The sequence below is a fragment of the Niallia sp. Sow4_A1 genome (genome assembly GCF_052116745.1).
Lineage (GTDB): Bacteria > Bacillota > Bacilli > Bacillales > Cytobacillaceae > Niallia > Niallia hominis.
Window position 1 is genome coordinate 1 of sequence record NZ_JBQKKM010000043.1, and the last position, 14,610, is coordinate 14,610.

General features: G+C 36.6%; 14 protein-coding genes and 1 riboswitch. Of the genes, 13 read left to right on the top strand and 1 reads right to left on the bottom strand.

Annotated features, from left to right (window positions below; all coding sequences use genetic code 11):
* Positions 1 to 218: 218 nt before the first annotated feature.
* Positions 219 to 890: a 5'-methylthioadenosine/S-adenosylhomocysteine nucleosidase family protein gene (locus ACTQ5K_RS19555; RefSeq protein ID WP_031539218.1), complete on the top strand. Its 672-nt coding sequence runs from the start codon at positions 219 to 221 to the stop codon at positions 888 to 890.
* Positions 891 to 1,181: 291 nt separating this feature from the next.
* On the opposite strand, the gene ACTQ5K_RS19560 is transcribed toward ACTQ5K_RS19555, so the two are convergent.
* Positions 1,182 to 1,670, bottom strand: a complete 489-nt coding sequence (locus ACTQ5K_RS19560) for a QueT transporter family protein (protein ID WP_031539217.1) — start codon at positions 1,668 to 1,670, stop codon at positions 1,182 to 1,184.
* Positions 1,671 to 1,681: 11 nt separating this feature from the next.
* Positions 1,682 to 1,726: riboswitch (PreQ1 riboswitch) on the bottom strand.
* A gap of 229 nt (positions 1,727 to 1,955) precedes the next feature.
* Between ACTQ5K_RS19560 and ACTQ5K_RS19565 the strand changes: the two genes are divergently transcribed.
* From ACTQ5K_RS19565 to ACTQ5K_RS19620, 12 genes are all read left to right on the top strand, one after another.
* On the top strand, positions 1,956 to 2,816 hold the full coding sequence (locus tag ACTQ5K_RS19565) for an EamA family transporter (protein ID WP_031539216.1): 861 nt from the start codon (positions 1,956 to 1,958) through the stop codon (positions 2,814 to 2,816).
* A 230-nt stretch (positions 2,817 to 3,046) separates the two neighbouring features.
* The gene (locus tag ACTQ5K_RS19570) at positions 3,047 to 3,169 is read left to right on the top strand and encodes a hypothetical protein (protein WP_441994215.1); all 123 of its coding nucleotides are present in this window, start codon (positions 3,047 to 3,049) and stop codon (positions 3,167 to 3,169) included.
* Positions 3,170 to 3,241: 72 nt separating this feature from the next.
* A complete protein-coding gene (locus ACTQ5K_RS19575) occupies positions 3,242 to 3,808 on the top strand; it encodes an ECF-type riboflavin transporter substrate-binding protein (protein ID WP_031539215.1) in 567 nt (188 codons plus the stop codon).
* 107 nt (positions 3,809 to 3,915) lie between these two features.
* Positions 3,916 to 5,634, top strand: coding sequence for an ABC transporter ATP-binding protein (locus tag ACTQ5K_RS19580; protein ID WP_031539213.1), 1,719 nt, complete (start codon positions 3,916 to 3,918; stop codon positions 5,632 to 5,634).
* Positions 5,619 to 6,446: an energy-coupling factor transporter transmembrane component T family protein gene (locus tag ACTQ5K_RS19585; RefSeq protein WP_031539211.1), complete on the top strand. Its 828-nt coding sequence runs from the start codon at positions 5,619 to 5,621 to the stop codon at positions 6,444 to 6,446. The genes ACTQ5K_RS19580 and ACTQ5K_RS19585 overlap by 16 nt, the downstream gene beginning before the upstream one ends.
* Before the next feature lie 62 nt (positions 6,447 to 6,508).
* Positions 6,509 to 7,747: a M20/M25/M40 family metallo-hydrolase gene (locus ACTQ5K_RS19590; RefSeq protein WP_235252034.1), complete on the top strand. Its 1,239-nt coding sequence runs from the start codon at positions 6,509 to 6,511 to the stop codon at positions 7,745 to 7,747.
* A gap of 719 nt (positions 7,748 to 8,466) precedes the next feature.
* Entirely contained in the window at positions 8,467 to 9,474 is a 1,008-nt protein-coding gene (locus ACTQ5K_RS19595; protein ID WP_048717298.1) for an efflux RND transporter periplasmic adaptor subunit, read from the top strand.
* A complete protein-coding gene (locus ACTQ5K_RS19600; RefSeq protein ID WP_235252035.1) occupies positions 9,474 to 10,175 on the top strand; it encodes an ABC transporter ATP-binding protein in 702 nt (233 codons plus the stop codon). Before ACTQ5K_RS19595 ends, ACTQ5K_RS19600 begins: the two co-directional genes overlap by 1 nt.
* Positions 10,172 to 11,350: an ABC transporter permease gene (locus tag ACTQ5K_RS19605; protein WP_251629714.1), complete on the top strand. Its 1,179-nt coding sequence runs from the start codon at positions 10,172 to 10,174 to the stop codon at positions 11,348 to 11,350. The genes ACTQ5K_RS19600 and ACTQ5K_RS19605 overlap by 4 nt, the downstream gene beginning before the upstream one ends.
* 117 nt (positions 11,351 to 11,467) lie before the next feature.
* Positions 11,468 to 12,160 (top strand): response regulator transcription factor, encoded by a 693-nt coding sequence (locus ACTQ5K_RS19610; RefSeq protein ID WP_349205029.1) that lies wholly within the window; start codon positions 11,468 to 11,470, stop codon positions 12,158 to 12,160.
* A gap of 64 nt (positions 12,161 to 12,224) precedes the next feature.
* Complete coding sequence (locus ACTQ5K_RS19615; RefSeq protein WP_251629712.1) at positions 12,225 to 13,583, top strand: HAMP domain-containing sensor histidine kinase; 1,359 nt, start codon at positions 12,225 to 12,227, stop codon at positions 13,581 to 13,583.
* 24 nt (positions 13,584 to 13,607) lie between these two features.
* The gene (locus tag ACTQ5K_RS19620) at positions 13,608 to 14,129 is read left to right on the top strand and encodes an acyl-CoA thioesterase (protein WP_031539199.1); all 522 of its coding nucleotides are present in this window, start codon (positions 13,608 to 13,610) and stop codon (positions 14,127 to 14,129) included.
* The last annotated feature ends 481 nt before the right edge of the window (positions 14,130 to 14,610 follow it).

Here is a 14,610-nt window from a genome sequence, read left to right on the forward strand (position 1 = left end):
AGATCCCTGAGGCTGGTCGAGCTTTCTTTCACTTCTCACTATAACTTAAAAAGAAAAATAGTGGGCAAAGTCATCCGTCGATGACCTTACCCACTAATCTTAGTATGTTTTTCTACTATAAGCTTAGTAAACTGACGGGGCAAGTTAATAAAAAGGATATTTACATATTGATAACGAATTGTTGGTGAACAGAGTAAAGACGGAAGGGTGTTAAGGTGATGATAGGAATTAGTATAGCAACGAAGTGGGAATTTGAAGCGACATTGGAATATTTCGACATAAAAGATAATGAACGCTTTAGTTATCCTTATGGGGAGTATTTCATTAGAGCTATTAATGATACCGAACTTATTTTTTATAGTACTGGTGTAAGAAAAGTAAATGGTGTTGGTGCTAATCAGTATATGATTTCTAAATTTAATTTAATGAAAGTAATCGTTGCTGGAACATGTGCAGGAATTGATGATAGGTTCAGTAATTTAGATATTTTTGTACCTGATGCAGCCGTTCAATATGATTGCACAGTAAAAGAAATCGAGCCTTTTATTAAACAATCTTTCATAGTTGATATAGATTTGTCTAAATATGGAAATGGTTTTTATACCGGAACAATTGGCACCGCTGATAAAGCAGTAGTTATGTGGAAGGACTATTTAGAGCTTAAAGAAAACGAAATAACAATAGCTGATACAGAAGCGGGGGCAATTGCTTATATCTGTAAGAAGAATAATGTTGAATGTATTATTATTAAAGGAATATCTGATTTTCCAACAGATGAAAGAAACGCTGATAAATTTGAATCAAATATGGAACAAATTAATGTTTATTTAGAAAATACCCCCAAAGTTATGAATAAAATATTTGGCGAATATTTAAAGAGATTTATATAAATGAATTTTAATGAAGAGCATTTTCTTGAAAAAGGTTGTTTTAATTATTTGTGAAACAGCGTAATTATACTAAGTTTACTTTATTTAAGTATAAAAATACAGAAAATGGATGTGGTTATTCCTATTTCATGGAACAGGGTTATTCCATGTGAAAGCCTTCAGAGAACAAAGAATGATTGGATTTTAATAGTCCATATTAAATACTAATATATATTTCATATAAAAGAAAAGGAATAAAACTAAAAAAGATCAAGATAATCTTAATGAGCAAGATTATTTTGATCTGTTTATTTAATCCATTAACTTCCCAAAGGAAATCCGTTTATTTAAGAAGTGCATAATAGGTATTCCGATTGCCATGACAACAAATTCACCAATAGCTGTCGTTCCCCAAGTGATTAAGAAAGGGAATCCAAGTGCAAGATGCAATTGAAAGGCAATAATAAACATATTAAAAGTAAATACAAGTGTATTAATGATCATTCGTAAAAGATGACTTTTAACAAACTTGCTTATACCAATTGTGATTAACAAACAAATAATGGAATGAGCAACCCCAAAAGTTAAATCGTATAGCTTGATGGTTGAAAGGAATAAGTTTGCTAAAAATACGCCAACGACAATCCCATATATATATTTTTTGTTAAATACAACTAGATGATTAAATAATTCCGAAACGCGATATTGAATGTTTCCAAATGCAATTGGCGCAATTGCAATCGTAACAGCAACATATAATGCTGCCACCAAGCCGTTAACTGCAAGTGTTTTTGTTTTCATTTTTGCTTTTCTCTCCCTTAGTTTTTTTACGTGGGATGGTCTCGAACCACGTTAAACGATATCTTTCACACAGTGAATAATCATATAATAGATACCGTATGTCCGTCAATGGAATTTTATCCCGATTTAAACAGGAAGTAAGAATAAAAAGAGTGAAAACGGTATTTTTCCCAATAATTGTTCATCGAGAGGGGCTGTGTATGAATAAACACGATTTTACACGGATAAGCAAACGGGAGTCTTATTGAAACTAAGATAGGAATATATAGATCAAGAGGTGATTCAATGAGTGTTATATTGGCACTACTAGCAGCAGTATTTGCAGCATTAACAGGAATATTTGCAAAGATAGGAATTAAAGATGTAAATTCAAATTTAGCAACGGCAATTAGAACAATTGTTGTATTAATCATGGCTTTATTAATGGTTTTGGTTACGAAACAATTAGATAGTATATTTTTTGTTAGTAAGAAGTCTCTTGTCTTTCTTGTTTTATCAGGAATAACAACAGGTCTATCATGGCTATGCTATTTTAAAGCAATCCAAATTGGCGATGTTTCAAAAGTAGTTCCAATTGATAAATCGAGTGTTATTTTAACGATTCTTTTTTCGTTTGTTTTTTTAGGAGAGCCTGTGACGACGGCAATTGTCATCGGCGGTACGCTAATAGCGATAGGAACTTTTGTTTTAATAGGAAAAATTAAAAAGAGTGCTGAAACATCGTATTCCAATTCATACATATTTTTAGCGTTGCTATCAGCAGTATTTGCGGCATTAACAGCGATTCTCGCCAAGATTGGGATAGAAGAAGTAGATTCAAATGTGGCTACCTTTATTCGTACAATCGTTATTATTATTTTTGCTTGGGGAATAGTCTTTTTCCAACGAACGCAAACACAAATAAAAACAATATCTAGAAAAAGCTATCTTTTCTTAATCATATCAGGAATAGCAACAGGATTGTCATGGCTATGCTTTTTTGCAGCAATCTCTATTGGAAAAGTATCCATCGTAGCACCAATTGATAAGTTTAGCGTCGTCATTACCGTCATTTTAAGCATTATTATCTTAAAAGAAAAGCCGACGAAAAACACACTGATTGGCTGTGTGATTATTACAATAGGAACAATATTTCTTTTATTTTAAAGTGGATACTAAGAGACCTTTACTATACATCAAGTATATTTAGGTCTTTTTTATAGAATAGAGCGCTCGGATTTCTTGAATTTCTTTCTTAACTAACACGAATTGCCAAGAGGTATCTTGCATGAAAGGTTGTAATCTTGTAAGATAATGTTAATTGTTAGAAAAATAAAAGTTTTCAAATAATAAGGCTTATTTTAAATCAAAGTGACATAATAATAGGTTAACTACACATGAATGAGAGGAAGGATGAAACATGGGAGCATTCGTTTTCAGTCTGGCTTTGGAGTGATGGGACGGTATGTGCCATGTATAAAAAAGGAACTGGATTAATTGGAAGATATAAATCGAATTGATTACATAGGGTTAAAAAAGTTGGTTTTTCTATTAAAAATAATATAGAAGAAAATAAGGGGGGAGACAAAAAAATGGGAAGAAAAACCGTTTTATCAACAAAAAATGTTGTAGCAATTGGGATTGGTGCCGCTGTATTTATTATTCTAGGAAGATTTGCCGCTATTCCTACAGGAGTTCCAAATACATCCTTTGAAACCTCCTATGCTTTTCTTGCATTAATGTCTGTAGTATTTGGACCAGTCGTAGGTGGGCTAATAGGATTTATAGGTCACGCATTAAAAGATATTCTAGTATGGGGCTCACCTTGGTGGAGCTGGATCATTGTATCTGGAATAGTCGGAGTTGGGTTTGGTCTAGCTTGGAAAAAAATAAACATAAAAGAAGGCATTTTTGGCTGGAAACAGATACTTACATTTAATGTTGTCCAAATAATCGTTCAAGCAATTGGCTGGTTCGTACTGGCACCTCTATTGGATGTGCTAATTTATGCAGAACCTATCAATAAAGTTATTTTACAAGGGCTAGTTGCAGGCGGTTTAAATATCGCTACAGTAGCAGTGCTTGGAACATTATTAATCTATGCTTACTCCAAAACAATTAGTAAAACTAATAGCTTAGAAAAAGAAGAGACATTTTAGCAAATTGGCCAATTATAGGAAGTGGACCATATGAACGACAGTTTGTTCCCAATTACTGAGTTTCGAGAATACAACGAGATATATGTTTTTAAAAGTGGGAGAGTAGGATGAATAAACCAATAATAGAGTTTAAAGATTTCGGCTTTAAATACAGGAGTCAGTCTCAGCCAACCTTATCGAATATCAATCTAACAATCTATGAAGGGGAAAAAGTGTTAATCGTAGGACCTTCTGGATCCGGAAAGAGCACCCTGGCACATTGTGTAAATGGATTAATACCTTTTTCTTATGAAGGCGAGATTTCAGGGAGCCTTAGGATAAAAGAGAAGGAAACTAAATCGGAGACTATTTATGAGCTATCCCAATCTGTGGGAACTATATTGCAAGATTCAGATACTCAGTTTATTGGATTAACAGTAGGAGAGGATATTGCATTTGTATTAGAAAATAATCAGGTTTCCTCGAAATTGATGCGAGAAAAAGTAATGGAAGCAGCTTCTTTAGTAGGGATGGAGCAGTATCTAGATGCTTCGATTCATCAACTATCTGGGGGACAAAAGCAAAGAGTCGCATTAGCAGGTGTCTTAATACAAGAAGTAGACATATTACTTTTTGATGAACCACTAGCAAATTTAGATCCGGTAGCTGGCAAACAGGCGATGCATCTAATCGCAGACATTCATAAAAGGCATAATAACACCATTATTATTATTGAACATCGATTAGAAGAGGTATTAGAGGCAGAGGTCGATCGGATTTTACTCATTGATCATGGAACCTTAATAGCAGATCTTTCTCCCCAGGAATTACTCACTTCTAGCTTATTAGATAAGCATCGTTTGAGAAAACCACTTTATGTAAAACTATTACAGGACGCAGGCGTTCGTTTGCCTAATCATATACCCATTCACCCTCTGTCTATGATTCCCTTAAAGGAATATAGACAGAATGTAATCAAGTGGTTTCAAGGGAGAAGTCGAGAATTACAACGAAAAAAACAAGCGACTTTACTAGAAGTAGATAAGCTGTCTTTTACTTATCCAAATCAGAATAGAGGGATAAGAAATTTGTCTTTTTCATTAGAAAAGGGAGAAATGGTCAGCATTGTTGGGAAAAATGGCGCTGGGAAATCGACTCTTGCTAAGCTAATTAGTGGGTTTGAAGTGCCGAAAGAAGGGTCCATCTTCTTAAATGGTATGGATATTACCAAGCTTACCATTAAAGAAAAGGGGCAAAAAATAGGATTTGTCCTCCAAAATCCAAATCATATGATTTCAAAGCACTTGATTAAGGAGGAAGTTGCATTAGGTCTAATCAATCAAGGGATGAATCCAACTGAAATAGAGAAGAGAGTAAAGAAAGTACTGAATATCTGTGGCCTGCTTCCTTATCGGAAATGGCCGATTTCTGCTTTAAGCTATGGGCAAAAGAAGCGGGTAACGATTGCATCCATCTTAGTATTAAATCCGGAGATATTGATATTAGATGAACCAACCGCAGGACAAGACTTATATCATTATACAGAAATAATGGATTTTTTACTCGAGTTAAATCGCACAGGAATAAGTTTGATGATCATTACTCACGATATGCATTTAATTCAGGAATATACAAGTAGAACGATGGTGCTAGCGGATGGAGAAATCATCGCAGATAGCAGTCCTGCGAATATATTAACAAATCCACAAATAATGAAAGCTGCCAATTTGAAAGAAACGTCTCTCTATGAAATGGCAAAGCTTTTGCAGGTGGAAAGTCCAAGTGAATTCATTGACGCATTTATTTCATATGAGCAAGAGGGGAGAAAAACATGGCAGAAATGCTAGCCTATTTAGACAAAAATTCACCCATTCATCGTCTTGCCGGCGCTACTAAATTACTTTGTTTTATACTATGGTCCCTTGCAGCCATGCTTACATATGATACGCGGATATTAGTGTTCATGCTAGTCATTGGACTTACGCTGTTTAAATTATCTAAAATTCGCTGGAAAGAAGTTTCCTTTGTTGTACTCCTTTTTGGTTTATTTCTTTTGCTAAACAATATAGCTATTTTTTTATTTTCACCGAAACAAGGCGTCGAAATTTATGGCACGGAGCATTTGCTTTTTTCACTAGCAGGTCCCTATGAGGTAACAACAGAGCAGCTGTTTTATTTGTTTAATGTGACATTGAAATACTTTACGGTTATTCCAATCGCTCTATTATTTATTTTAACGACCAATCCTAGTGAATTTGCTTCATCCTTTCATCGGATTGGCATAAGTTACCGCATTACCTATGCAATTAGTATAACCTTGCGCTATATTCCAGATATTCAAAGAGATTACCGCAATATCGCCTTATCCAAGCAAGCTAGAGGAAATGATTTATCAAGAAAGGCTTCTCTTATAACACGTGGGAAAAATGCAATGGGAATCATTATTCCATTAATCTTTGTAAGCTTAAATCGAATTGAAGCAATAAGCAATGTGATGGATCTAAGAGGATTTGGCAAAAAGAAAACGAGAACTTGGTACCGGGAAAAACCATTTGATATAGGAGATTATCTCGCTATTTCACTAATAGCAATTTTATTTATTAGTAGTATTGTTATTACCTTTTATGATGGTCAACGATTCTACAATCCTTTTGAGTAGAAGCTATGGGACAGTAAGAATCAGCATTTTAATCCCAAATACAAAGAGAGTAGGAATGAGATATGTCGATTATTGGAATGAATAAAATGGAAAGTGTATTTACGAAAATGCTTGAAAATCAGCTTGTAAAAGAAGGACTCGTGTTTTTGCAAGAGGATGATGAGAACACATTAAATGAACAAATTGAGCTTACCTTAGTTCCAGCTCCGTCCTTTCAGGAAGCAGAGAAAGGAAAGCTTTTTCAATCGAAATTAGCATCATTTGGTTTAGATGATATTCAACAGGATCGGCATGGGAATGTATTTGGAATAAGATATGGAACAGGAAAAGGACCAAGAATCTTTGTCTGTGCCCATTTAGATACAGTATTTCCGGAAGGAACAGTCATTACAGCAGAGTGGAAGGATGGAAAAGTGTACGCACCTGGAATATCGGATGATGGAAGAGGACTAGCTGCAGTGTTGACGGTTTTACGTGCTTTTCATAAAACGAATATTGAAACAGAAGGTGATATTATCTTCGGAGCAACGGTTGGGGAAGAAGGATTAGGAGACCTGCGCGGCGTGAAAGGCTTGTTTAAGGATAGGGAGGATATTGATGCATTTATTTCCCTAGAGCCTGGTACGCCAGAAGAGATTACCTATTTAGGGACAGGCAGCCACCGCTATCATGTAACGTATAAAGGCTCTGGTGGTCATAGCTTTGGGGATTTTGGAATACCGAGCGCCATACATGCTTTAGGTAGAGCGGTAAGTGAAATGGCAGATTTAGAAACACCGCTTGATCCGAAAACGACTTTTACAGTTGGTACCATAACTGGAGGAACTTCTGTCAATACGATTGCGCAAGAGGCAAGCATGATGGTTGATCTACGGTCTAATTCACAAGAAGAACTTCTTCAGTTAGAGGAAAAGGTATTGGTTATTTTGGAAAAAGCGGCAGAAGAGGAAAATAACCGCTGGAGCAGTGAAAAAACAGCGATTGAGGTTGTGATAAAACAAGTTGGAAATCGCCCAGCAGGAACACAAGATCCAGAGGCTGCGATTGTTCAAACGGTTATCGCAGCCGGAAAAAGCATCGGGTTAATACCTGTTCGTTCATCTGCTAGTAGCACTGATTCAAATGTGCCGATCAGTTTAGGAATCCCTGCTGTTACATTAGGAGCAGGAGGAGCATGCGGTGGCATTCATACGTTAGAAGAATACTTTGATCCAAAAGATGCATATCTTGGCCCACAAAATCTATTTTTAACAATTTTAGGATTAGTAGGCATAAAGGATAGTACCGAGCCTTTATTGTAAAGTTGGCTGGAGTGGGGTGGGAAAAGATAAGTTTTAGTAAAGCTGTCTGCAACGTAGAAGTTGTCGATGGCTTTTTTTGTGGGAAATTAAGTGGGGCGATGCGTCTTGAGTCTGTGCCCGTAGGTTGGGGAGAATAGGGCAAAAGGGAATAGAGAATCCCTATCAGTTACCATTAGACAGTTGTGGAAGAGAAAAAGGTAATAGAGAGCTATTCTCTAAGCCCAAAGCAAAGGGGAAAAGGAGAAAAAGGTAACAGAGAGCCGTTCTCTAAGCCCAAAGCATAGGGAAAAAGGAGAAAAAGGTAATAGAGAGCCGTTCTCTAAGCCCAAAGCATAGGGAAAAAGGAGAAAAAGGTAACAGAGAGCCGTTCTCTAAGCCCAAAGCATAGGGAAAAGGAGAAAAAGGTAACAGAGAGCCGTTCTCTAAGCCCAAAGCAAAGGAGAAAAGGAGAAAAAGGTAATAGAAAGCCATTCTCAAAGCCCAAAGCAAAGGAGAAAAGAAGGAAAAGGTAATAGAGCTCCACCACTACTTCCCCAGAGTCATCATCCCCAAAAAAATGTAAACTATTTTCACCAACGAAAAATTTTTTGTAAATAAATTTCCCCCTGACTTATTCCTGACACATTTCTTTTTTATTCTATTACTTGTAAGCAGCAGGACAAGACATTCAGACGAATAAATAATTATTTTAATAGAATAGAAAGAGGTTGAAGCAAAAGATGAAAAAAAGTATAAAGAAGTGGATTATTAGTGGAGTATCGGTAGTAGTAATAGGTACAGGAATTGGATCTTATTATTATTTTACAAATGATAATCAAACAGAAGTAAGAGCACAGGTTAGAACCCAAACGGCGACTGCTGAAACTGGTGATGTAGAAATAGAGATAAGTGGGACAGGAAGCATTGCAACCATTAATAAAGAAACCTATACTTCTACAGGCAACGCAACTGTTGATGAAGTGCTAGTCGAAGTTGGGGATGAAGTAGAAGAAGGTGATGAACTAGTAACTTTTGAAGATGATACACTTGATCCAATTGAAGCTACTTTTTCTGGTGAAATTACTGCCTTGAATGTAGAGGAAGATGGAAATGTATCGATGGGAACAGAAGTCGTTACTGTTACGGATTATGATCATCTAGAAATGGTTGTAAATGTAGATGAATTAGATATTTCTAAAGTGAAGGTTGGACAAGAAGCAAGTATAAGCGTGAGCGCACTTGAAGACAAAGAATTTACTGGAAAGGTAACAAGTGTTGCGAAAGAAGCAAATAGCGATAATACTAGTGTTGCTAAGTATGCTGTAACGGTCAAAATAAGCAAGCCTAGTGGGTTATTAGTTGGTATGACAGCAGAAGCAACTATCACAACAAGTACAGCTAAAGATGTCATCACTGTTCCGATTGAAGCAGTACAGAAGGAAGATGACGAATATTATGTGCTAGTGGCATCTGGAACAACAACAAATGAAGATGGAACAACAGAAACTGAATCTACTAAACAAACAGTTGAAGTAGGACTTGAAAATACTGAGGTAGCAGAGATAAAGAGTGGTTTAGAGGAAGGAACAACTGTTGTACTGCCAACATTTGAATCATCAAGTGATAGTGAGACACAAGGTATGTTCCCTGGCGGCGGCCAAATGCCAAGTGGTGAAGGTAGAGGTCAGATGCCAGAAGGAGGCCAAGGTGGCGGAATGCCTTCCGGTGGATTTGGAGGTGGAAATTAATGATTGAACAGCATGCACTTGTTGAGATAAAGAATGTAAAGAAGGAGTATACGCTTGGAGGAGAAACGGTTACTGCATTAGATAATGTTAGTTTCACTGTCAATAAAGGCGATTTTATTGCGATTATTGGTCCGTCAGGCTCTGGTAAATCAACGCTCATGAATATGATTGGTTGCTTAGATACTCCAGATTCTGGGGAATATTACTTAGACGGACAAAATGTTTTCTCCTTAAAAAGCAAACAGTTAGCAGAGGTTCGAAATCATAAGATCGGTTTTATTTTTCAATCCTTTAATCTTCTAACCAAACAATCTGCATTTGAAAATGTAGAATTACCATTGGTTTATAGAGGAATTGGTAGTAAGGAAAGAAAAGAAATTGCCTTACAAGCTTTGAAAAAAGTAGGACTATTAGAAAGAGCAGGACATAAACCAACAGAATTATCTGGCGGCCAGCAACAGCGCGTGGCAATTGCCCGTGCTCTTGCTGGGAATCCTCCGATTTTACTTGCTGATGAGCCTACTGGAGCCCTTGATAGTAAAACAGGAGTAGAAGTAATGAATTTAATGAAAGATCTAAATAGACAAGGGCATACCATTATATTAATAACCCATGATTTAGAAATTGCGAAACAGGCGAAGCGAGTTATTCGCATTCAGGATGGCCGGTTAGCAGAGACAAAGGAGGTAGTTGTCTCTTGAGATTAGGACAAGCAATCAAGATATCTTTTAAAAATATTACAATGAATAAATTAAGAGCGGTGCTTACCATGCTTGGTATCATCATTGGTGTAGCAGCGGTCATTGCATTAACCTCATTAGGAATGGGAGCCTCTAATTCCGTTTCCGATGAAATTTCGGGGTTAGGAACGACAACCGTTTCTGTCAATCTTTCAGGAAATTCGAGTGATGAAGAGGTTGTAGATTATGATGAACTGATGTCGTTTGAGGAATATGATGAAGTGAAGGCAGTTTCTCCAACAGTCACAACTTCTAGTACACTTAAAAATGGAACAACATCAAGTTCTGGTGTTACCGTTACTGGTGTTACGACTTCTTATGAAACCGTGCAGGATATTACTGTACAGTCAGGAAGAAATGTGATGGATATTGATTTAGACAATCGCAATAAAGTAGTAGTCCTCGGGTATAATGTAGCAACAGAATTATTCGGATTCACCAATCCAGTCGATCAAACGGTTCAAATTGATGGGACAACATATAAAGTAATCGGCGTGCTTGCAGAAAAAGGAGAAGAGTTAACTGGATCGGTTGATGATTCCGTTCTTATCCCATTTACAACAGCACAGCGTTTTATCGGACAAACATACGTTACATCAGCAACTGTATTGATGACGGATGAGGATTCAGTAGAAATGGGAATGGCAAAAATGAAGCAGAAATTATACAATCAGTTTGATGGAGATGAAACTTTATATTCTGTGCGAAATCAATCTTCTGTGTCAGAGGCTTTGGATTCTGTTTCTAATACAATGACCTTATTATTAGCCGGTATTGCGAGTATTTCCTTAATTGTTGGGGGAATTGGAATCATGAATATCATGCTTGTTTCGGTTACGGAAAGAACAAGGGAAATTGGAATTAGAAAGGCAATCGGTGCTAGAAAAAAAGACATTATGCTCCAATTTTTAATTGAAGCAATTGTACTTAGCGCGTTAGGTGGAATTCTTGGAGCAGCTATTGGAATAGGAAGCGCAGAAATTTTGTCTAGTACATTAGATATGACTTCCCAGATTACTTGGTGGGTAGTTGGAGGGTCGGTTAGTTTCTCTGTCTTGATTGGGGTTATATTTGGAATCTTCCCAGCTAACAAGGCTTCCAATTTAAGTCCACTAGAAGCATTAAGATATCAATAATAAAAGGAATAGATCAGCCATCTATTAGCAGAAAAGGTCTGATCTATTTTTTTATTATTTAAATTAGCGGTATAATGGATTTCACTAGGAAAAAATAAAGCATGAGGAAAAAAGTAGATGAAAAAAATTCTAATTGTAGAAGATGAACTAGCAATTTCCATGGTTCTAGGAGCATATTTAGAAAACGTAGGATACGATGTGGATTATGCGTATGATGGAGACGAGGCTTTACAAAAGCTTGAAGAGGAAACGCCCGCTTTAATCCTATTAGATATCATGATGCCCTATTTGGATGGCTGGGGTGTCCTATCCTATATTCGGAAGAAATCAGCATGTCCAGTTATTATGCTTACGGCCTTATCCGATACAGAACAGAAGTTAAAAGGATTTGAAAATGGGGCTGATGACTATATAACAAAGCCCTTTGTAGGAGAGGAAGTTATTGCGCGTGTACAAGCGGTTTTAAGAAGGTCTTCTCATTATCAAGACGATGATGAGCGTGTTAAATACTATGGTGATTTAAAAATCAACTATGTGTCACATCAGGTTTTTCTTAATGGAATTGAGGTTCCCTTTACCCCTCGTGATCTTGCTGTTTTTCTCTTTCTAGCAAGTAATCCCAATCAAACCTTTACAAGGGATCAACTTCTAGACCATGTGTGGGGAAGAGACTATGATGGGAGTGATCGGGCAGTTGACCTGGCGATTAAAAGAATAAGGAAATTATTAAATGGGTGGGATCCGAAAGATGGCGAAATTAAAACATTACGGGGACTTGGCTATCAATTTTATATTCAGGAAAAACAATAAAGAAAAAACGCCTCTTCTTTATTATTGGACGAAAAGGTATTTGCTCACATTATGTGGGGGCCTCTTGATTATTGGCATTGTCTCTATATTATGGATTCGCCATAATGCATTGGAGAATCGCCTAGAACTAACAAAATTAGTTGCCCAGGAAATAGCGGAGCATGCCAATGAGATGGAGGAAGGAAGGCTCAAAGATATTCGGCTACCGTTTTTGCAGGATAGACAGAAATTTATTAATGAAGGACAGCCACTAGATGCCTTTCTTAAAGATACTTCAGGAAATGTCCGTTCTCTGAATCAGAATTTTCCTCTAAGTTCTCTAGAAAGTCAGCAGTTGATTGAGTCTTTGCCTTTAGTAAGTGAATTAACCATTAAAAAAGTAACGCTATGGAATAAGCAAAGAGCATCTGTTGTCATTGCTCCCATTATAAATGGAGGGGAGCAAATAGGTTCTGTCTATATTATTCAGCCTCATAATCAGCTACAACATTTAAATAAAGAAGAATATCAATTGCTAGGATTATTGCTGCTGAGTTTAGCATTTCTTGGCTGGTTTGTCATTTATTTCTTGTCTAAAAAACTAGCAAAGCCCGTAGAAGAGGTTGCCAGTGCTGCCCAACATTTAATGAATGGAAATTATCATATTAAGTTAAATGAAGATGTGCAGGAAAAAGAACTTTACCAATTGGTTTTATCGTTTAATGAAATGACAAAAAGGCTCTATGCATTAGAAAGTTTGCGGACCCAATTACTAGCAGGTGTCACCCATGAATTAAAGACACCGATCACTTCTATTAGTGCATTAATACAAGCTGTAAATGACAATGTCATACCTGATAATAAGAAAAAACAATTTTTAACAATGAGTTTGAAGGAAGCGGGAAGACTGCAGAATATGGTGGAGGATTTACTAGATTTTAATAGCTTTAGTGCAGGTTCGATTAAAGTGAATAAGGAAAAGCTAAATGTACAGGCCACGTTAAAGGAAATTATTTATCAATGGGAAATTGTCCATGGAGGCGCTTTAGCAACTACGGAGATAACCTTTGTAAATCCAGAGAAACCGCTTTATGCTATGCTAGATAGTGTGCGTTTTCAGCAAATTATCGTCAATCTATTAAATAATAGTTTACATGCAATCAAGGGAAAGCAAAATGGAAAAATAACCATCAGCCTAACCTATGACCAACAGAATGTAAACATTTTGGTAGAGGATAATGGCTATGGTATTCCAGAAGATGAGCAGGATTATATTTTTGAACGATTCTATCGAGGAAAGAATAAGAAAGATATCGAGCGTGGCCTAGGCTTAGGATTACCATATAGCCTTCTTTTAGCAAAAGCACAAGGAGGGCATTTATCTTTACAAAATTCAGAAGGTTCCTCTACAATATTTTTATTGCAATTTCCATTACTTGCATAAAATAAAGGAAGGGGTTGTTCGGAGATGATGGTTCAACAAGAAAAATATTGCAAGGAATCTTTGGTAGTTAAAACAAGCCGAATATTCCCTATTGATACAAATAATCATAATACATTATTTGGTGGAAAGCTAATGAGTTATATAGATGATGTAGCTTCTATTTCAGCATCTAGGCATTCAAGAAGTGATGTAGTTACCGCTTCAACAGACTCTGTTGATTTTCTATTTCCTATTAGCCCTACTGATTCTGTATGCTTAGAATCATATGTAACACATACAGGTAAATCCTCAATGGAAGTATTTGTGAAGGTAATAGCTGAAAACCTAAAAACAGGCGAAAGAAGACTTGCAGCAACATCCTTCTTAACCTTTGTTGCCTTAGATGAAAATGGCAAGCCACAGCGTATTCCCAAGGTTATTCCGCAATCAGAGGAAGAAACAATGCTCTACAATACAGCGGAGCAGCGTGTGAAAATCCGCAAAGATAGAAGAGAGCATAGTAAAGCATTTGCAAATGTTATTAGTACAGAAATGCCTTGGGGGTAAGTTGACCTAGTGAAGGAATGGCTGATAAAGTGCTGAGTTTGGCTGAAATGGTGAAGGAATGGCTGATAAAGTGCCGAGTTTGGCTGAAACGGTGCTGGATTTGCTGATAAAGTGCCGAGTTTGGCTGAAATCGGTATAAGTTTTGCTGATAAAGTGCCGAGTTTGGCTGAAATGGTGCTGGATTTGCTGATAAAGTGCCGAGTTTGGCTGATATCAGTGCAAGATTAGCTGATATCAGCTAGATTCATACCATAACCAATTAATTATAAGCTCTGATTCCCTTAATCTTAAATATAAATACTAGAATATCGCTAATAAAACTATAAAACAGTCAATTTAGCATCAAAACTATTCACTTTCGCCCCTTACAAAGCGAATTCTTCCACTTAAAACCCCCACATTTTGCATAATCTACTTATTACCTTTTCTCTCAGCCGACTCTATAACTATATCTTCCTCCCTCTTTACCATTTATAAACTT